This window comes from Paraburkholderia sp. Ac-20342 (assembly GCF_017104985.1).
Lineage (GTDB): Bacteria > Pseudomonadota > Gammaproteobacteria > Burkholderiales > Burkholderiaceae > Paraburkholderia.
Genome location: NZ_JAAGPQ010000016.1, coordinates 59,843 through 77,652, shown reverse-complemented (window position 1 = coordinate 77,652; position 17,810 = coordinate 59,843). Strand labels below are relative to the sequence as shown.

Sequence of the window (17,810 nt, the reverse complement as noted above, 5' to 3'; positions counted from 1 at the left end):
ACAAGGCCATGGCCGGGAGTCTCCGGGCATGGCCTTGTTTGGTTTGCCGCGTTCGTTTCAGTGCCGGCTTTTGCCGCCGTTTCTCACGCGTCGCGCTTGCGCGCATACTCCGGCGACAACACCGTCGGCAATGCCTTCGGCAGCGTAGTCGGCCAGTCGCGGCTGAAATGCAGCCCGCGGCTTTCGCGCCGCAAGCGCGCGCCTTCGACGATCAGCGACGCGACGTCGACCAGATTGCGCAGTTCCAGCAGATCGCGGCTCACCTTGAAATTCGCGTAGTACTCGTGGATCTCGTCGCGCAGCAGCGTAAGCCGGTGCCTGGCGCGCTCGAGCCGCTTGTCGGTGCGCACGATGCCGACGTAATTCCACATCAGCCGACGCAGTTCGTCCCAGTTGTGCGCGACCACGACTTCTTCATCGGGATCGGAGACGCGGCTTTCGTCCCACGCCGGCAGCGGCGCATGGACGGTGGCGCCGAAGCCTTCCGCTTCGATCGCCTGCGCGGCCGAGCGGCCGATCACGAGGCATTCGAGCAGCGAGTTGCTGGCGAGCCGATTCGCGCCGTGCAAGCCGGTGCAGGACGTCTCGCCGACCGCGTAAAGGCCCGCGAGATCTGTGCGCCCGGCAAGGTCGGTGACGACGCCGCCGCACGTGTAGTGCGCGGCCGGCACGACGGGAATTGGCTCTTTGGTGATGTCGATGCCGAATTCGAGGCAGCGGGCGAGGATGGTCGGGAAATGCTCGTGCAGGAACTCGGGCGGTTGGTGGCTGATGTCGAGGTACACGCAATCGATGCCGCGCTTCTTGATCTCGAAGTCGATTGCACGCGCGACGATATCGCGCGGCGCCAGCTCCGCGCGCTCGTCGTGATTCGGCATGAAGCGCGTGCCGTCGGGCAGCTTCAGGATGCCGCCTTCGCCGCGCACCGCTTCGGAAATCAGAAACGACTTCGCGTACGGGTGGAACAGACAGGTCGGGTGAAACTGGATGAATTCCATGTTCGACACGCGGCAACCGGCTCGCCATGCCATTGCGATGCCGTCGCCGGTCGCGGTGTCGGGGTTCGTCGTGTACAGATAGACCTTGCCGGCGCCGCCGGTGGCGAGCACTGTATGCGGCGCCTCGATCGTCGCGGTGCGGCCGCTTTGCAGGTCGAGCGCGTAGAGGCCGTGGCAACGGCGGCCGGGCAGGCCGAGGCGATCCGAGGTGATCAGGTCGATCGCGTGGTGATCTTCGAACAGCGTGATGTTCGGGTGGCGGCGCACCTGTTCGCTGAGCGTGGCGACTACCGCGTGGCCGGTCGCATCCGCTGCATGAATGATTCGGCGATGGCTGTGGCCGCCTTCGCGCGTCAGGTGAAAACCGAGTTCGGCGGCGTCGTCTTTCGTGAACGGCACGCCCTGTTCGATCAGCCATTCGATCGCGGTGCGCCCATGTTCGACGATGAAGCGCGTAGCGGCTTCGTCGCACAGGCCGCCGCCGGCGACCAGCGTGTCGCGCACGTGATTGTCGATGCTGTCCGCGGAATCGAGTACCGCGGCAATGCCGCCTTGTGCCCAGTCGCTCGCACCTTCGGTCAGCGATCGCTTGGCGATCACCGCGACCCGCCGCGTTTGCGCGAGATTGAGCGCGACGCTCAAGCCCGCCAGACCACTACCGACAATCGCCACATCGAATTCCATTACCGACCATCTCCCTCTTTCGTTTTGCGATGATGGCGCACAAATCGTGCGCCGCGGAAACGACAAAGGATACGCGTCGTAACGACCGAACGAAAGTCGGCCGAACGGGATAGGACGGTTTGCGAGGACGCAGTGAAAGCGGCTGGCCGTGGCGAGCGATGCTGCCTCAGCTACGGACGGGGAGCGTTACGCGGTCAATGCGGATTTTGCCCGCACAAAAGCAAAAGCCCCGCACGAATGCGGGGCTTTCTTGCACATTTGCCTTCGTCAGGCAGAGGAGCCTCGATCTTATTTGATCTTGGTTTCCTTGTAGTCAACATGCTTGCGGATGACCGGATCAAATTTCTTGATCAGCATCTTTTCCGGCATGTTGCGTTTGTTTTTCGTGGTCGTGTAGAAGTGACCCGTGCCTGCGGTCGATTCCAGCTTGATCTTGTCGCGTGCGCCCTTTGCCATGATTTACTCCTTAGGCTTCACCGCGTGCACGCAGGTCTGCGAGCACAGCGTCGATACCGTTCTTGTCGATCAGGCGCAGGCCGGCATTCGAAATGCGCAGACGCACCCAACGGTTTTCGCTTTCCACCCAGATACGGCGGCTTTGCAGGTTCGGCAGGAACCGGCGCTTGGTCTTGTTGTTCGCGTGGGAAACGTTGTTGCCGCTCATCGGCGCTTTCCCAGTTACTTGGCATACGCGTGCCATGAGAGCACTCCTAATACGCTAATTCTGAGTTCGAACGCCGTGAAAGTTTCCCGAAAAGAGCCGCGCTGAAGTTGAGCCGAAGGACTCGCTACTGCAGCCGCCTGACCTTTGCGGAACGCCTTGATGGCTTCGGAACAGGGGGTTGGAAATAGGCAAACCGGAATTCTAGCAGAAAAAAAGCCGCAAAATCAAACCTTATTTGCGATGCCCGACACGGCGCCATGCGTCGGCGCACCGGGCCAGCCGGCGCGGGCGAACGAGTAGACGCTGTCCGCGCCGATGACCAGATGATCGACCAGTTGCACGTCGATCAGCGCGAGCGCATCGCGCAGCGTGTGCGTCAGGCGGCAGTCGCTCGCACTCGGCTGCACGGCGCCGGACGGGTGATTATGCGCGACGATGAGGCTCGCCGCATTGGCGTTCAGCGCCCGCCGCACGATCTCGCGCGGATACACGGCCATGCGCGTGAGCGAACCGTGCGCGCTTTCCTCGCAGTCGATCAGCCGATGCCGGGCGTCAAGAAAAAGCGACACGAATACTTCCTGCGGCCTCCCGCCGATCAGCAGGCGCAGGTAGTTCTCGACCGTTTCGGGCGAATTCATCAGCTCGCGCTTGCGCATCTTGTCGACCAGCGAGCGGCGCGCCATTTCCATGATCGCGAGCAATTGCGCCTTTTTTGCCGGTCCGATGCCGCGGATGCCGTCGAAATCCGTGTAGGTCGCGTCGAGCATCGCGCGCAGCGAGCCGAAGCGCCCGAGCAGCTGGCTCGCGACGCTGAACACGTCGTGGCCGGGCAGTCCCGAGCCGAGCACGAGCGCGATCATCTCGGTATCGGACAGTACGGTGGCGCCCTGCTTGATGAGCCGCTCGCGCGGCATGTCGTGCTTATGCCATTTGCCGCGCAAAAGCCGCGACCGGGCGCGCTTGCGCGGCGTTGCGCCCCCGGGGGCCGCGGCTGTGCGGGTTCGCGGCGCGGGCAGGGCCGTTGCCTCAGGTGTTTCGTCGATTGTGCTCGCGAAATCGGTCATATATACAGTGTCCTCCGCTTCGGATTGACGGCGCCCACGGTGCGACGGCGCCGCTGGGGCCGAGCCGCTTCGCGCGCGACGGACTCAAGCCGACGCTCGCTAGGTGGCTTACAATAGGCGCTTTGCGCACGGCACCCGACGGTTTGCCACACGCGTCGACTGCGCCCGCGGCGCACGCGTGCAGCGCGCTTCGACTGAGCGAGCATTGCATGAGCATCATCGACATTTCCGAAGTGAAACCCGGTTCACACGTCACGCTGCATTACCGGCTTTCCCTTGCCGATGGCGCCGAAGTCATCAACACGTTTAACGACAAGCCGGCCACGCTGCTGCTCGGCGCCGGTCAACTGGCGCCGCCGCTGGAAGATATTTTGCTAGGTTTGAAGGTGGGCCACCATTCGACCTTTCAGCTAACGCCGGGCCAGGCGTTCGGTCCGCGCAATCCGGAACTGATCCAGCGCGTGTCTCTCGCTACACTGCGGGAGAACAGCATGATCGGCGAGGATTTTTCGCCGGGTGATCTGATCGAATTCAATGCGCCGGGCGGCGGGCGCTATGCTGGCGTGCTCAAGGAAGTCGGCGAGACGTCGGCCCTGTTCGATTTCAATCACCCGCTTGCCGGCCAGGCGCTGGCGTTCGAAGTGAAAATCATCGGGATTCTGTAAACATGAGCATCACGGATACGACTCTTGCCGAAGCCGAGATCCTGCTGGCCCAGCCACGCGGATTCTGTGCCGGCGTCGACCGGGCGATCGAGATCGTCGAGCGGGCCATCAAGCTGTATGGCTCGCCGATCTACGTGCGTCACGAAATCGTCCATAACGCCTATGTGGTCGAAGATCTGCGCAAGAAGGGAGCGATCTTCATCGAGAGCCTGGACGAAGTGCCGGCCGGCAACACGGTGATCTTCAGCGCGCACGGCGTGTCGAAGGCCGTGCGCTCGGAGGCGGAGTCGCGCGGACTGCGGGTGTACGACGCCACCTGTCCGCTCGTGACCAAGGTGCATATCGAAGTCGCGAAGATGCGCCAGGACGGCTTCGACATCGTGATGATCGGCCACAAGGGCCACCCGGAAGTCGAGGGCACGATGGGCCAGGCGGCCGAGGGCATGCATCTCGTCGAAGATATCGAAGACGTGCAGGCGTTGCAGCTCGCCGATCCCGAGCGGATCGCGTTCGTCACGCAAACCACGCTGTCGGTCGACGACGCGGCGGAGATCATCGGTGCGCTGAAGGCCAAGTATCCGTCCATCCGTGAGCCGAAGAAGCAGGACATCTGCTACGCCACGCAGAATCGCCAGGACGCCGTGAAGTTCATGGCGCCGCAGTGCGACGTCGTGATCGTGGTCGGCAGCCCGAACAGTTCGAACTCGAACCGCCTGCGCGAGCTGGCCGAAAAGCTTGGCGTGCCGGCTTATATGGTCGATTCGCCCGATCAGATCGATCCGGTCTGGGTCGAGGGCAAGCGCCGCATCGGCGTGACGGCCGGCGCATCGGCCCCCGAGGTGCTGGCGCAAGCCGTCATTGCGCGCTTGCGCGAACTGGGCGTGCGCAACGTGCGCGCGCTCGAGGGCATCGAAGAGAACATCGCGTTCCCGCTGCCGCGCGGGCTCGGTCTGCCGACCTGACAGCCGGCTCGATACCCGGCTCGACACAGGTTGGTTATCCGCGTCGAAAAAAGCGCACCCAAGGGTGCGCTTTTTTTATGGCCGCATCGCCGGCGAGTCTTTCAGAAAAGGTGCCAAATCGAAAGAATGGGTCCATTTCCGTGGGTTTGCGCACAAATTATTTTGATTCGTGATCCGGTGTTTTATTGATTTCCGGAGCATGCGCCCCCGTTTAGACTGGCGCAAATCATGACCCCCGTTTCACCGCGCACCCGATTAGTGCGTTCTACCTAATGAGCGCCAAAAGCTTATCCGTGCCGCGAATCCCGCCGCATCTGGCATTCAGGCCGAACCGGCTACAACACTTGATGCCAAAGGGCTCGACGGCGGTGCAACTGATGCACGAAAAAAGATCGCAACCAGGTTGCTCCCTTAAGTGTATTTTGTTCTCAAAATACGGTTGCAATGCAGGAAAACCCCACCGGTTCAACAATATTGCCAGCCATAAAATTGGAGTTACAATGCGCGCGTTCTCAAGGCCTTGAGGTCCTGAACAGTGGATTTTGCAAGGCGCAGGAGACCTACTTGATGCGAGTCAAATTTGCTTACGCCGTGTCTATCGCGGCCGCGGTTGCGATGCTGACCGCGTGCGGCAAGAAACAGGATGGCGAAGCGGGGGCGGGCGCATCGGCGGCTTCGGCTGCGGCGGTGGCTGCCGCGAGCGAAGCGACTATCGTGAAGATCGGTCATGCCGCGCCCTTGACGGGCGGCATCGCGCATCTGGGCAAGGACAATGAAAATGGGGCGCGCCTCGCGGTCGAGGAAATCAATGCGCAGGGTCTGACGATCGACGGTCAGAAGATCCAGCTGCAACTCGACGCGCAGGACGACGCGGCGGACCCGAAAACGGGCACCGCCGTCGCGCAGAAGCTGGTGGACGATCACGTGGTCGCGGTGGTCGGGCATCTGAACTCGGGGGTATCGATTCCAGCGTCGAAGATCTATAGCGACGCGAGCATCGTGCAGATCTCGCCGTCGTCGACCAATCCGGCGTACACGCAACAGGGGTTCAAGACCACCTATCGCGTGGTCGCCACCGACGCGCAGCAGGGGCCGGCGCTCGCCAATTACGCCACGAAGGCGCTGGGCGCCAGACGCATCGCGGTAGTGGACGATGCGACCGCCTACGGCAAGGGTCTCGCGGACGAATTCGCGAAGGCGGCCGAAGCGGGCGGAGCGAAGATCGTCGCGCGGGAGGCGACGAACGACAAGGCCACGGATTTCCGGGCCATCCTCACGAAGATCAAGAGTGTTCGGCCGGACGCCATCATGTTCGGCGGCATGGACGCGACGGGCGGGCCGTTTGTGAAGCAGGCGGCCGCGCTCGGTATCAGGGCAAAAATCCTTGGCGGCGACGGTGTGTGTACCGACAAGGTAGGTGAGCTGGCGGGAACCGCCGTGCAAAACCTGGTCTGCTCGGAGGCGGGACTCGCGCTTTCGAAGATGGACAAGGGAGCGGACTTCGAAAAGAAGTACGAGGAGCGCTTCCACACACCGGTGCAGATTTACGCGCCGTTCACGTATGACGCTGTGTACGTGATCGTCGATGCAATGAAGCGCGCTAATTCGATCGAGGCGCCCAAGGTGCTGGCCGCGATGCCTTCGACCGATTACAACGGGGTAATCGGCCACATCGCGTTCGACGACAAGGGTGATTTGAAAGAAGGCGCCATTACGCTTTACGACTTCAAGGACGGCAAGAAAGCGGTTCTCGACGTCGTCAAGATGTGATGACGGGAAGTATGGCCTGACGGCACCGAACCCATCCAACGGTGCCGTTTTTGCATCCGCCCAAGGCGAGCCCGCGACCGCATCCCGGCCGCACGGCAAACCGGCAGCGGATAACCCTTACCGGTCTTTTATATCAGTACCCGCAGTGCGGTTGAGATTCCGTGACGCATCATCGCCCACCGGCAGATGAAAAACGCGAATCCAGCCGCACGGGCTAAGGAGCATTAAATGGATATCTTCATCCAGCAGATCCTCAATGGACTGGTGCTTGGCAGTGTCTATGCCATCATCGCACTGGGCTATACGATGGTTTACGGCATTCTGGGCATCATCAACTTCGCTCACGGCGACGTGTTGATGGTAGGCGCAATGGTCGCGCTCTCCGCCATAGGCGTGCTGCAGAACCACTTCCCCGGCCTCGGCAACGTGCCGACGCTCATCATCGCGTTGATCATCGCGGCGGCGGTCTGCGCCGTGGTCGGCTACACGATCGAGCGCGTGGCCTACCGGCCGTTGCGGCGCGCGCCGCGTCTCGCGCCGCTGATCACCGCGATCGGCGTGTCGATCCTCCTGCAGACGCTCGCGATGATGATCTGGTCGCGCAACCCGCTGCCGTTCCCGCAGCTGCTGCCCACCGATCCGATCAACGTGATCAAGGCCACCGACACGACGCCCGGCGCCGTGATCTCGATGACCGAAATCGTCATCATCGTGGTGGCGTTCCTCGTGATGGGCGGCCTGCTGCTGCTCGTGCACAAGACCAAGCTCGGCCGCGCGATGCGCGCGATCGCCGAGAACCCGGGCGTCGCGAGCCTGATGGGCGTGAACCCGAACTTCGTGATTTCGGCCACCTTCATGATCGGCTCGGCGTTGGCGGCTCTCGCCGGCGTGATGATCGCGTCCGAATACGGCAATGCACACTTCTACATGGGCTTCATCCCCGGCCTGAAGGCCTTTACCGCGGCGGTGCTCGGCGGGATCGGCAATCTCGGCGGCGCGATGGTCGGCGGCGTGCTGCTCGGTCTGATCGAGCAACTGGGCGCCGGCTATATCGGCAATCTCACGGGCGGCGTGTTCGGCAGCAACTATCAGGACGTGTTCGCGTTCATCGTGCTGATCGTCGTGCTGGTGTTCCGTCCGTCGGGCCTGCTCGGCGAACGCGTTGCGGATCGCGCCTGATCCCGGGCCATAAGGAGTAAACGAACATGACCTCAATTCAACCGATCGAGCCGTCGACGACGCTGATCCCCGAAAAGAACCTGACGAAGACGCTGGCGATCGGCGTCGTCACGGCCATCCTCGTGATCGCGGCACCGATGATTATCGGCGCGGCGGGCGGCAACTACTGGGTCCGCGTGCTCGACTTCGCGATGCTGTACGTGATGCTCGCGCTCGGCCTCAACGTGGTGGTCGGCTTCGCCGGCCTGCTGGACCTCGGCTACATCGCGTTCTACGCGATCGGCGCCTACACGGCCGCGCTGCTGAGCTCGCCGCACCTCTCCACGCAATTCGACTGGATCGCACATCTGGCGCCGAACGGCATTCACATGCCGATCTGGATCATCGTGCCGATCGCGATGGCGCTCGCTGCCGTGTTCGGGATTCTGCTCGGCGCACCGACGCTGCGTCTGCGTGGCGACTACCTCGCGATCGTGACCCTCGGCTTCGGGGAAATCGTGCGGATCTTCATGAACAACCTCGACCGTCCGGTGAACATCACCAACGGCCCGAAGGGGATCACCGGCATCGATCCGGTGCAGGTCGGCGGCTTCAGTCTCTCGCAGTCTCATTCGCTGTTCGGCGTGCAGTTCCCGTCCGTGTATCTGTACTACTACCTGTTCGTGCTGTGCGCGCTGTTCGTGATCTGGGTCTGTACGCGTTTGCAGCATTCGCGTATCGGCCGTGCATGGGCCGCGATCCGCGAAGACGAAATCGCCGCCAAGGCAATGGGCATCAACACCCGCAACGTGAAGCTGCTCGCGTTCGCGATGGGCGCGTCGTTCGGCGGCCTGTCGGGCGCGATGTTCGGTGCGTTCCAGGGCTTCGTGTCGCCGGAATCGTTCACGTTCTGGGAATCGGTCGTGGTGCTCGCCTGCGTGGTGCTCGGCGGCATGGGCCATATTCCCGGCGTGATTCTCGGCGCGGTGCTGCTCGCGGTGTTCCCCGAGTTCCTGCGCTCGACGATGGGCCCGCTGCAGAACATGATTTTCGGCCATGAAATCGTCGATACCGAAGTGATCCGTCAGTTGCTGTACGGTCTCGCGATGGTCGTCATCATGCTGTATCGCTCGGAAGGCCTGTGGCCCGCGCCGAAACACGAAGACAGGATTGCGAAGCTGGCGAAGCGCAACGGCAAGAAGCCGGTGCGCGTATAAGGCCGCGGTGGAGAAAAAGACATGAGCGATAACGTAAGCAACAACGCGCCGATCCGTCTGTCGGTGAAGGGCGTCAACAAGCGCTTCGGCGGCCTGCAGGCGCTTTCCGAGGTCGGCCTGCAGATTCGCGCGGGCGAGATCTACGGGCTGATCGGCCCGAACGGCGCCGGCAAGACGACTTTCTTCAACGTGATCACGGGCCTCTACACGCCGGATTCGGGCGAGTTCAAGCTCGACGGCGAAGCGTACACGCCGACTGCGGTTTATCAGGTCGCGAAGGCGGGCATCGCGCGCACGTTCCAGAACATCCGTCTGTTCGGCGGCATGACCGCGCTCGAGAACGTGATGGTCGGCCGTCATGTGCGCACCAAACACGGCCTGCTCGGCGCAGTGTTCCAGACGCCGGGCGAGCGCAAGGAAGAGCGCGAGATCAAGGAGCGCGCGATCGAACTGCTCGACTATGTCGGCATTGCGCAGTACGCGGACTACACCTCGCGCAATCTGTCGTACGGCCACCAGCGCCGCCTCGAAATCGCGCGCGCGCTGGCGACCGATCCGAAGCTGCTCGCGCTCGACGAACCGGCGGCCGGCATGAACGCGACCGAAAAGGTCGAACTCACGAAGCTGCTCGACAAGATTCGCGCGGACGGCCGGACGATCCTGCTGATCGAGCACGACGTGAAGCTCGTGATGGGTCTGTGCAACCAGATGACCGTGCTCGACTACGGCAAGGTAATCGCACAAGGTCTGCCGCAGGACGTGCAGAAGGATGCGAAGGTGATCGAAGCTTATCTGGGTGCGGGAGTCCACTGATGTCCACGACGCAAGCAATGTTGAAAATCAAGGGCCTGCAGGTCAACTACGGTGGCATCCAGGCGGTCAAGGGCATCGACCTCGAAGTCGGGCAGGGCGAACTCGTCACGCTGATCGGTGCGAACGGCGCGGGCAAGACCACGACGATGAAGGCGATCACGGGTCTGAAGGCGTACGCGGCCGGCGACATCGAGTACATGGGCCAGTCGATCAAGGGCCTGCCTGCGCACGAGCTGTTGAAGCGCGGTCTCGCGATGGTGCCGGAAGGGCGCGGCATCTTCGCGCGCATGTCGATCGTCGAGAACATGCAGATGGGCGCTTACCTGCGCAACGACGCCGACGGCATCAAGTCCGACGTCGAGCGCATGTTCGGCTTCTTCCCGCGTCTGAAGGAGCGCGCCTCGCAATACGCGGGCACGCTGTCGGGCGGCGAGCAGCAGATGCTGGCGATGGCGCGCGCGATCATCTCGCGGCCGAAGCTGTTGCTGCTCGACGAACCGTCGATGGGTCTGTCGCCGATCATGGTCGAGAAGATCTTCGAAGTGGTGCGCTCGATTTCGGCCGAAGGCATGACCGTGCTGCTGGTCGAACAGAACGCGCGTCTCGCGTTGCAGGCCGCGAATCGCGGCTATGTGATGGACTCGGGGCTGGTCACGATGTCGGGCGACGCGAAGCAGATGCTCGACGATCCGAAGGTTCGCGCGGCTTATCTCGGCGAATAGGCGGGTAAAGACGCCGGGTTCCACAACCCGGCTGCGTCGCCGATTACGGCGATAAAGAAAAGGCCGCATGCGTTGTCGATCGCATGCGGCCTTTTTCGTTCAGGCGCGAAGAGGACGCCGCGCCCGGCGCGACACGTTCAACCGGCCGGCGCCGCGTCCGCAAATTTGCCGAGCCGCTTGCCCAGGCTGATTACCGCATCGGCGCGATAACCGAGCGCGTCGTAAAAGGCGCGCACCTCGGCTTTCGCCGACAGCACCTGCAGATTCAGCTTCGGACAACCGAGCTTCGTCAACGCACTTTCGACGTGTGCGACGAGCCGCGTGCCGATGCCGTGACGTCGCAGCGATGCGTCGACCGCGAGCGAATACAGCCAGCCGCGGTGTCCGTCATAACCGCCCATCACGGTGCCGACGATGCGCGCATCGAGCACCGCGACGAAGAACAGTTCCGGCTGCGTCGCGAGCTTGTTCTCGATCGACAGATACGGATTGCGCTGCGGCCTCGTCACGTCCCGGTACTCGGGAAACGCTTCCTGCCACAGCGCGACGACCGCCTCGGTATCGCTCGCGTCGAAGCAGCGGATCGATAGCGTCGTGTGCGTCGTCATCGGTGCGGTTCGCGTGGATTACAGCGAGTCGAGAACCGAGCGCAGCATCGCCAGCATCTGGTCGATCTCCTCGGTCGTCACGTTCAGCGCCGGCATGAAGCGCAGCAGGTTCGGGCGCGCCGCGTTGAGCAGCACGCCGTCGGGCTGCATCTCGCGCGCCTTCTCGACGATCTGGTTGCCGATGTCCTTGCCGAGCAGCAGCGCGCGCAGCAGACCCTCGCCGCGCTCGCCGAGGAAGCCGCGCTCCTCGGACAGTTCGAGCAGCTTCGTGCGCAGATATTCGCCGCGCGCGCGCACGCCTTCGAGGAAGCCCGGCGCCGTCAGCTGCGAGATCACCGAGTAGCCGACCGCGGTCATCAGCGGATTGCCGTTGTAGGTGCCGCCCTGGTCGCCTGCTTCGAACACGGCGACGTCCGCCTTCGAGAGCAGCGCCGCGAGCGGCACGCCGCCGCCGATGCCCTTGCCGAGCGTCATGATGTCCGGCTCGACGCCCGACAGTTGATGCGCGAACAGCGTGCCCGCGCGGCCGCAGCCGCTTTGCACTTCATCGACGATCAGCAGCAGGTTGTGCTTTTTCGTCAGCTCGCGCAGTTGCTGCATGAATTCGCGCGTGGCCGGAATCACGCCGCCTTCGCCCTGAATCGGCTCGAGCATCACGGCGACGGTCTTCGCGTTGATGAGCTTTTCCACCGAGGCGATGTCGTTGAGGTCCGCCTTCGGGAAGCCCGGCACCTGCGGGGCGTAGATCGTGTCCCAGCCCGGCTTGCCGCTTGCCGACATCGTCGCGATGGTGCGGCCGTGGAAGCCGTGATCGAACGTGATGATCTCGAACGCGCCGTCCTTGTGCTTCTTGCCCCACTTGCGCGCGAGCTTGATCGCGCCTTCGTTCGCCTCGGCGCCGCTGTTCGCGAAGAACACCTTGTCGAAGCAGCTGTGTTGCGTGAGCAGAGCCGCGAGCTTCGCCATCGGCTCGTTGTAGAACGCCGGCGACGGGTTGATCAGCAGTTTGGCCTGGTGGTTCAGCGCTTCGATCATGCCGTCGTTGCAGTGGCCGAGACAGTTGACCGCCCAGCCCTGAATGAAATCCAGATAGCGCTTGCCGTTGTTGTCGTAAATCCACGAGCCCTTGCCGTGCGTGAACACGACGTCGGGCCGGTTCGTGATGTACATCAGCGAATCGATCGGGTACTCATTGAAATTCATAACGGCAGGCTCCAGGCAAAGGGTAAAAAAGCACGGTGAATCGATATGACGGGTTGGCCAGGGCAAAAACGCGACCGGAAAAACAGAAAAGCCACGGCATGCCGTGGCTTTCATGATTCGAACTGCTTGCGCCCAGTGTCGTGTGCGGCGCGAATCCGTGACGAAGCCAGCGGCGTCCCTAAGGAAGCGGCGAGCGGCGACGTCGGAGTTCGGACTGGATGCGGTTCATGCGCGAAAGAATACGATAAGAAAAGCGCCGGTGTAAACCATGAATTTGCATGACATCGCAACGAGGCGGATTTTTGAGCCTCTGCCTTGATGCTGACATGTTCGGCGCGCCGGGTTCATGTTGAACCCGCGTTGAACCCGCGTTGAACCCGCGTTGAACCCGCGTTGAACCCGCGCTGCGCCGCGCGGACTCAACGCGCCATGAACACGCCGTGCGCCGGATCAGACCGCGTTTGCGAGATCGGCCGCGCTCGTGAACGAGTCCGCGTAGAACTCGTCTTCCGGCAACTGGTGATGCTGCGTGAAATCGCGCTGCGCCGATTCGACCATCACCGGCGCGCCGCACGCATACACCTGGTAGGCCGACAGATCGGGCAGGTCTTCAATGACCGCGCGATGCACGAAGCCGGTACGGCCCGTCCACGCGTCGCTTGCATCGGGCTCGGAGAGCACCGGCACGAACCTGAAGTTCGGAATTTCGCGCGCCCATTGCTCGGCAAGTTCGAGCAGATACAGGTCTTTCTTGCGGCGCGCGCCCCAGTAGAGCGTCATCGGGCGCGCGATGTTCTTGAACACCGCGTGTTCGACGATCGCCTTCAGCGGCGCAAAGCCGGTGCCCGACGCGAGCAGCACGATCGGCTTGTCCGAATCCTCGCGCAGGAAGAACGTGCCGAGCGGCGCTTCGAAGCGCAGGATGTCGCGCTCCTTCATCGTGCCGAACACGTGATCGGTGAACGCACCGCCCGGCATGTGGCGGATGTGCAGTTCGATCGGGCCTTCGGCGTGCGGCGCATTCGCCATCGAATAGCTGCGGCGCTTGCCGTCCTTCAGGATGAATTCGAGGTACTGGCCGGCCAGATATTGCAGACGTTCGTTGGCGGGCAGTTGCAGCTTCACGACGACCACGTCGTCGGCGCGGCGCTCGATCGCGTTCACGCGGCACGGCAGCTTCTTGACCTGCACGTCGCCGACGCCGGCGACTTCGCGGATGTCGACTTCGAGATCGGAGCACGCGGTCGCGCAGCACAGCAGTGCCATGCCGCGCGTCTTTTCGTCGTTCGACAACGCCGACGACGAATGCGCGCGCTGCTCGACCTCGCCGCTCACCACGGTGCCCTTGCACGAACCGCACGCGCCGTTCTTGCAGCCGTACGGCAGGCCGATACCTTGACGCAGGGCGGCGGAGAGCACCGGCTCGTCCTGTTCTACCTGAAACTGCCGGCCGCTTTGCCGGAGCGTGACGTTAAATGCCATAGCGTTGTTCGAATCGAAAAATCGGAATCGTTAGCGGACCCGCGCGCATTGACCGCGCGGTACCTGTTGTGTGTGACGGCTACAATGCGTCCACCATGAAAGCGACACGAAATTTCCGCCGCCCGCGCGTGCTGATCGTAGGATGCGGCGACGTCGGCCTGCGCTGCGTGCCCTTGCTGCAACCGCGCGCGCGGGTCTTCGCCTTGACGAGCCATGCCGCGCGTTGCGCCGAACTGCGCGCCGCGGGCGCGACGCCGCTCGTCGGCGATCTCGACGAGCGCCGCAGCCTCAAACGGCTCGCGGGTCTCGCGCCGACCGTGCTGCATCTCGCGCCGCCACAGAAGTCAGGTGACGACGACCGCCGCACTCGCGCACTGCTGGCGACGCTCGGCAGCGCGGGTCAGGTGCGCCGCATGGGCGCTGGCATGCGCGCTTGTACGTGGATTCCCGCCGTCGCGCCGATCGCGCGCATGCGCCGCGCGCGCGCTTCATTTCTGGACGCTGAAGCAGCCGGTATTGTACCCGACAGGGTGCGCCGGGCTGCCGCTTCGCGCGGCGCGTCGCGCATCGTCTACGCGAGCACGACGGGCGTCTACGGCGACTGCGGCGGCGCGTGGATCGACGAAACGCGTGCCGTCAGGCCGGCCAATGCGCGCGCGAAACGTCGCGTGTCGGCCGAGCGGCAGTTGCGGCGCGCGACCGCGCGCGGCGCCGTGACGGCAAGCATTGCGCGGATTCCCGGCATCTATGCGCGCAACCGGCTGCCGCTCGCGCGGCTCAAGAAGGGCACGCCGGCGCTCAACGCGGCCGACGACGTCTACACGAATCACATTCACGCCGACGATCTCGCCGCGATCCTCGTGCGCCTCGCGACGCACGGCAAACCCGCGCGCGTGATCCACGCGTCCGACGATTCGTCGCTGAAGATGGGCGAGTACTTCGATCTCGTCGCCGACACGTTCGGGCTCGCGCGCGCGCCGCGCATCACGCGCGCGCAGGCCGAGCAGCAGATCGATCCGAGCCTGCTGTCCTTCATGCGCGAATCGAGACGGCTCGTGAACCGGCGTCTCAAGGACGAGCTACGCGTGCGTCTGCGCTATCCGAGCGTCGAGGATTTTTTGCGGGACGCGGCGAAGGGCGCGTAGGGGCAGGGTGCGAGATATCGCTGCCCTCGCGAAAACACTGACCCGTCGCGTTGCATCGGGCGCTTGCCCGCGTGCAACGACCCTCCGCGTCACCCGCGCGGTCCGCTCGCTTCAGGTCAGCGTCGGCAGTACTTCCAGCAGCAGGAAGCACAGCATTCCGCCGATCAGGGCGCCGATCAGGCCCGGATGATACGTATGCCGCCGTCGCATCATGACCATCAAGCCGCCGATCAGCAGCAGCGCAAAGCAGATAAAGGCAATCATCGCCTGCGAGATCGCGTTCGTGCTGTCGATATGCATGGCGCCCCTCCTTGAAAATCTTTGTAGTCGTTTGTTTAAACGAGTATAGGGCGGCATGAAAGGAACGGCATGCTGCGGCGCAGCGCCGTCTGTGCGGTGCACCACGATGTACCACGATGTGCGCGGGCTTTTTTCCCGGCGCATCAAAGGCTTATGGGGACAGTATCAGCGCGATCGTGGCGCAGCCGTGGTTTACCCGCTCCGTAAAGAACCGAGGTCGGCTTCGTCGAGCCATTGCCACGCGCCGGGCGCGAGCGTCGCGGGCAGCACGAGTCCGCCGATCCGCTCGCGATGCAGCGCTTCGCAGCGGTTGCCCGATGCCGCGATCATCCGCTTGACCTGGTGGTACTTGCCTTCGAGCACGGTGAGCGCGAGCGTATGCGGATCGCGCGCTTGCGCGTCGAGCGCGGCGCTCGGTTTCGTTTCGCCGTGCAGCAGCACGCCGCCGCGCAACGCGTCCAGTTGCGCATCGTCGAGCGGATGGCGCGTGGTCGCGACATAGAGCTTCGGCACCTTGCGTTTCGGCGACGTGAACTGATGCACGAACTTGCCGTCGTCGGAGAGCAGCAGCAGGCCCGTGGTGTCCTGATCGAGGCGGCCCACGCACTGCACGCCGCGCTCGGCGAATGGCGGCGGCAGCAGGCTGAACACGCTCGGATGATGCTGCGGATCGCGCGAGCATTCGTAGCCGGCCGGCTTGTTCAGCAGCAGATACGCGTGCTCGCGATACGGCCATTCGACACCGTCGACGTTAAAGCGCAACGTGCCGTCGGCGACGGGGAAGTCGGCGTCGGCATCGGTGCATACGGTGCCGTCGATGCTCACGCGCGCGTCGCCGATCAGGGCGCGGCATTGTCGGCGCGAACCGAAACCTTGAGTGAAGAGGATGCTTTCGAGATTCATGGCGAGCGAAGAATAACACCGCAAGAAGCGGAGCGCGGCGCGACGGCCGGGCGGCGACGATGAACGTCTCGTCATGAACTCCGGAGTTGGCCGATGCCCGCCACGTCTTCATCGTCTTCGTTTGCCGCGGCGAGCCGCTTGCCCGCCGCATTCCAGCGTCTCGCCTGGTCGAATCTGTGCGCGCAGTCGGCCGAGCAGATCAGTCTCGCCGCCGCGCCGCTCGTCGCGGTGTTCGCGCTGGGCGCCAGCGCGCGCGATACCGGTCTGTTGCAAACCGCGCAGACGCTGCCGTTCCTGCTGCTGTCGATTCCGCTCGGCGTCTGGGCCGACCGCCATTCGCGCCGCGTGCTGATGACGCTTGCCGAAAGCGTGCGCGTGCTCGCGATGCTCTGCGTGCTGCTGCTCGTTCTCACGCATGCGTTGAACCTGCCGCTGCTGGCCGCGCTCGGCTTCGTCGCCGCGACCGGCACCGTGGCCTACAACGTCGCGGCGCCGTCGCTGGTACCGTCGATCGTGCCGCGCGCCGCCTACGCGAATGCCAACGGCCGGCTCGAACTCGCGCGCAGTGTCGCGTATTCGGCGGGGCCGGCGCTCGGCGGCTTGCTGGTCGGCTGGATCGGCGCGGGCTGGGCCTACGGCGGCGCGGCCGCATTGTCGGCGCTGGCCGTCGCATTGCTCGCGGGACTGCGCGAACCGCCGCGCGCCGCCGTGCCGCCGCGTCGCTTCATGCTGGAACTGCGCGACGGCACGCGCTTCGTGCTGCGCGATGCCTTGCTGTTGCCGATGCTGCTGACGGCCGTGTTCTTCAATCTCGGCTTCTTTATCCTGCAAGCGGTGTACGTGCCCTATGCGGTGCATCGGCTCGGGCTCGGCGCCTCGATGGTCGGCGTGACGCTCGGCGCGTATGGCGTCGGCATGGTATGCGGTGCGCTTGCCGCGCCCGCGATCGCGCGGCGTCTCGCGTTCGGCCGCCTGCTCGTCATCGGTCCGTCGTGCGGCTTGCTCGCTTCGCTCGTGATGGTCGCGACGCTCGTCGCGCCATCGTTCTGGCTCGCGCTCGCGAGCTTCTTTCTGCTTGGCGCGGGACCGATCCTGTGGGTCGTCGCTTCGACGACGCTGCGTCAGGCCATCACGCCCGAGCGCATGATGGGCCGCGTCTCGGCGCTCATCAGCACCGCAACCTATGGCGCGCGGCCGGTGGGCGCGCTGCTCGGCGCGGCGCTCAGCGCACGCTGGAGCATCGACGCATGCCTCGTCGCGGCCGCGCTCGCGTTTCTCGTGCAGGCGCTGATTATTGTCGTGTCGCCCGCGGCGCGCCTTGCTGACATTCCCGAGCAGACGGACCCAGCGGCTGTGTTACCGTCGACGCGCATGGCAAGGTGACGTTGCCGTTCGATCCCGTGAGCGTGTAGCACGCTTGCCTGTCCCGGCGAGGCTCATCGTCGGGCGCAG

Annotated in this window: 18 protein-coding genes; 9 read left to right on the top strand and 9 right to left on the bottom strand. The window is 64.0% G+C overall.

Going from position 1 to position 17,810, the window contains the following annotated elements:
* Positions 1 to 83 precede the first annotated feature (83 nt).
* The 4 genes from nadB to radC form a co-directional block, all read right to left on the bottom strand.
* The gene (gene nadB / locus G3N58_RS09195) at positions 84 to 1,682 is read right to left on the bottom strand and encodes an L-aspartate oxidase (protein WP_205998995.1); all 1,599 of its coding nucleotides are present in this window, start codon (positions 1,680 to 1,682) and stop codon (positions 84 to 86) included.
* Positions 1,683 to 1,970: 288 nt separating this feature from the next.
* Positions 1,971 to 2,138, bottom strand: coding sequence for a 50S ribosomal protein L33 (gene rpmG / locus G3N58_RS09190; RefSeq protein ID WP_008919555.1), 168 nt, complete (start codon positions 2,136 to 2,138; stop codon positions 1,971 to 1,973).
* A gap of 10 nt (positions 2,139 to 2,148) precedes the next feature.
* A complete protein-coding gene (gene rpmB / locus G3N58_RS09185) occupies positions 2,149 to 2,382 on the bottom strand; it encodes a 50S ribosomal protein L28 (RefSeq protein ID WP_006050117.1) in 234 nt (77 codons plus the stop codon).
* A 188-nt stretch (positions 2,383 to 2,570) separates the two neighbouring features.
* The gene (radC, locus tag G3N58_RS09180; protein ID WP_205998994.1) at positions 2,571 to 3,410 is read right to left on the bottom strand and encodes a DNA repair protein RadC; all 840 of its coding nucleotides are present in this window, start codon (positions 3,408 to 3,410) and stop codon (positions 2,571 to 2,573) included.
* Positions 3,411 to 3,619: 209 nt separating this feature from the next.
* Here radC and G3N58_RS09175 point away from each other — a divergent pair, with 209 nt between their 5' ends.
* The 7 genes from G3N58_RS09175 to G3N58_RS09145 all read left to right on the top strand — a co-directional run bounded on the left by G3N58_RS09175 (position 3,620) and on the right by G3N58_RS09145 (position 10,717).
* The gene (locus G3N58_RS09175; RefSeq protein ID WP_167041158.1) at positions 3,620 to 4,075 is read left to right on the top strand and encodes a peptidylprolyl isomerase; all 456 of its coding nucleotides are present in this window, start codon (positions 3,620 to 3,622) and stop codon (positions 4,073 to 4,075) included.
* A gap of 2 nt (positions 4,076 to 4,077) precedes the next feature.
* Complete coding sequence (ispH, locus tag G3N58_RS09170) at positions 4,078 to 5,037, top strand: 4-hydroxy-3-methylbut-2-enyl diphosphate reductase (RefSeq protein WP_167041161.1); 960 nt, start codon at positions 4,078 to 4,080, stop codon at positions 5,035 to 5,037.
* 567 nt (positions 5,038 to 5,604) lie between these two features.
* On the top strand, positions 5,605 to 6,807 hold the full coding sequence (locus G3N58_RS09165) for a branched-chain amino acid ABC transporter substrate-binding protein (protein ID WP_205998993.1): 1,203 nt from the start codon (positions 5,605 to 5,607) through the stop codon (positions 6,805 to 6,807).
* A gap of 228 nt (positions 6,808 to 7,035) precedes the next feature.
* Complete coding sequence (locus G3N58_RS09160; RefSeq protein ID WP_167041164.1) at positions 7,036 to 7,986, top strand: branched-chain amino acid ABC transporter permease; 951 nt, start codon at positions 7,036 to 7,038, stop codon at positions 7,984 to 7,986.
* A 26-nt stretch (positions 7,987 to 8,012) separates the two neighbouring features.
* Positions 8,013 to 9,182 carry an ABC transporter ATP-binding protein gene (locus G3N58_RS09155; RefSeq protein WP_167041167.1) on the top strand — a complete coding sequence of 390 codons (1,170 nt, stop codon included), beginning with the start codon at positions 8,013 to 8,015 and terminating at the stop codon, positions 9,180 to 9,182.
* Positions 9,183 to 9,203: 21 nt separating this feature from the next.
* Positions 9,204 to 9,995 carry an ABC transporter ATP-binding protein gene (locus G3N58_RS09150; protein ID WP_167041170.1) on the top strand — a complete coding sequence of 264 codons (792 nt, stop codon included), beginning with the start codon at positions 9,204 to 9,206 and terminating at the stop codon, positions 9,993 to 9,995.
* Positions 9,995 to 10,717, top strand: a complete 723-nt coding sequence (locus G3N58_RS09145; protein ID WP_167041173.1) for an ABC transporter ATP-binding protein — start codon at positions 9,995 to 9,997, stop codon at positions 10,715 to 10,717. Before G3N58_RS09150 ends, G3N58_RS09145 begins: the two co-directional genes overlap by 1 nt.
* Positions 10,718 to 10,854: 137 nt before the next feature.
* Here the strand turns inward: G3N58_RS09145 and G3N58_RS09140 are convergent, their stop codons facing one another.
* From G3N58_RS09140 to G3N58_RS09130, 3 genes are all read right to left on the bottom strand, one after another.
* Positions 10,855 to 11,325, bottom strand: a complete 471-nt coding sequence (locus G3N58_RS09140) for a GNAT family acetyltransferase (RefSeq protein WP_205998992.1) — start codon at positions 11,323 to 11,325, stop codon at positions 10,855 to 10,857.
* 18 nt (positions 11,326 to 11,343) lie between these two features.
* Positions 11,344 to 12,528, bottom strand: a complete 1,185-nt coding sequence (locus G3N58_RS09135; RefSeq protein WP_167281628.1) for an acetylornithine transaminase — start codon at positions 12,526 to 12,528, stop codon at positions 11,344 to 11,346.
* A 450-nt stretch (positions 12,529 to 12,978) separates the two neighbouring features.
* Positions 12,979 to 14,010, bottom strand: a complete 1,032-nt coding sequence (locus G3N58_RS09130; protein WP_167281626.1) for a CDP-6-deoxy-delta-3,4-glucoseen reductase — start codon at positions 14,008 to 14,010, stop codon at positions 12,979 to 12,981.
* Positions 14,011 to 14,105: 95 nt separating this feature from the next.
* Between G3N58_RS09130 and G3N58_RS09125 the strand changes: the two genes are divergently transcribed.
* The gene (locus G3N58_RS09125; protein ID WP_205988436.1) at positions 14,106 to 15,155 is read left to right on the top strand and encodes an NAD-dependent epimerase/dehydratase family protein; all 1,050 of its coding nucleotides are present in this window, start codon (positions 14,106 to 14,108) and stop codon (positions 15,153 to 15,155) included.
* A gap of 111 nt (positions 15,156 to 15,266) precedes the next feature.
* Here G3N58_RS09125 and G3N58_RS09120 read toward each other — a convergent pair whose 3' ends face one another.
* Both G3N58_RS09120 and G3N58_RS09115 read right to left on the bottom strand, forming a co-directional pair.
* A complete protein-coding gene (locus G3N58_RS09120) occupies positions 15,267 to 15,455 on the bottom strand; it encodes a hypothetical protein (protein WP_205998991.1) in 189 nt (62 codons plus the stop codon).
* 192 nt (positions 15,456 to 15,647) lie between these two features.
* Complete coding sequence (locus G3N58_RS09115) at positions 15,648 to 16,358, bottom strand: 16S rRNA pseudouridine(516) synthase (protein WP_205988435.1); 711 nt, start codon at positions 16,356 to 16,358, stop codon at positions 15,648 to 15,650.
* Between the two features lie 93 nt (positions 16,359 to 16,451).
* Here G3N58_RS09115 and G3N58_RS09110 point away from each other — a divergent pair, with 93 nt between their 5' ends.
* The gene (locus G3N58_RS09110) at positions 16,452 to 17,741 is read left to right on the top strand and encodes an MFS transporter (RefSeq protein WP_205998990.1); all 1,290 of its coding nucleotides are present in this window, start codon (positions 16,452 to 16,454) and stop codon (positions 17,739 to 17,741) included.
* Positions 17,742 to 17,810: the final 69 nt, after the last annotated feature.

Bases quoted from the DNA above. Each gene is read 5' to 3' on its own strand.
- G3N58_RS09150 (WP_167041170.1), top strand. From the start codon at position 9,204: ATGAGCGATAACGTAAGCAACAACGCGCCGATCCGTCTGTCGGTGAAG.
- G3N58_RS09130 (WP_167281626.1), bottom strand. From the start codon at position 14,010: ATGGCATTTAACGTCACGCTCCGGCAAAGCGGCCGGCAGTTTCAGGTA.
- nadB (WP_205998995.1), bottom strand. From the start codon at position 1,682: ATGGAATTCGATGTGGCGATTGTCGGTAGTGGTCTGGCGGGCTTGAGC.
- rpmG (WP_008919555.1), bottom strand. From the start codon at position 2,138: ATGGCAAAGGGCGCACGCGACAAGATCAAGCTGGAATCGACCGCAGGC.
- G3N58_RS09160 (WP_167041164.1), top strand. From the start codon at position 7,036: ATGGATATCTTCATCCAGCAGATCCTCAATGGACTGGTGCTTGGCAGT.
- G3N58_RS09145 (WP_167041173.1), top strand. From the start codon at position 9,995: ATGTCCACGACGCAAGCAATGTTGAAAATCAAGGGCCTGCAGGTCAAC.
- G3N58_RS09165 (WP_205998993.1), top strand. From the start codon at position 5,605: ATGCGAGTCAAATTTGCTTACGCCGTGTCTATCGCGGCCGCGGTTGCG.
- G3N58_RS09115 (WP_205988435.1), bottom strand. From the start codon at position 16,358: ATGAATCTCGAAAGCATCCTCTTCACTCAAGGTTTCGGTTCGCGCCGA.
- G3N58_RS09155 (WP_167041167.1), top strand. From the start codon at position 8,013: ATGACCTCAATTCAACCGATCGAGCCGTCGACGACGCTGATCCCCGAA.
- G3N58_RS09125 (WP_205988436.1), top strand. From the start codon at position 14,106: ATGAAAGCGACACGAAATTTCCGCCGCCCGCGCGTGCTGATCGTAGGA.
- ispH (WP_167041161.1), top strand. From the start codon at position 4,078: ATGAGCATCACGGATACGACTCTTGCCGAAGCCGAGATCCTGCTGGCC.
- G3N58_RS09120 (WP_205998991.1), bottom strand. From the start codon at position 15,455: ATGCATATCGACAGCACGAACGCGATCTCGCAGGCGATGATTGCCTTT.
- G3N58_RS09110 (WP_205998990.1), top strand. From the start codon at position 16,452: ATGCCCGCCACGTCTTCATCGTCTTCGTTTGCCGCGGCGAGCCGCTTG.
- G3N58_RS09135 (WP_167281628.1), bottom strand. From the start codon at position 12,528: ATGAATTTCAATGAGTACCCGATCGATTCGCTGATGTACATCACGAAC.
- radC (WP_205998994.1), bottom strand. From the start codon at position 3,410: ATGACCGATTTCGCGAGCACAATCGACGAAACACCTGAGGCAACGGCC.
- G3N58_RS09140 (WP_205998992.1), bottom strand. From the start codon at position 11,325: ATGACGACGCACACGACGCTATCGATCCGCTGCTTCGACGCGAGCGAT.
- G3N58_RS09175 (WP_167041158.1), top strand. From the start codon at position 3,620: ATGAGCATCATCGACATTTCCGAAGTGAAACCCGGTTCACACGTCACG.
- rpmB (WP_006050117.1), bottom strand. From the start codon at position 2,382: ATGGCACGCGTATGCCAAGTAACTGGGAAAGCGCCGATGAGCGGCAAC.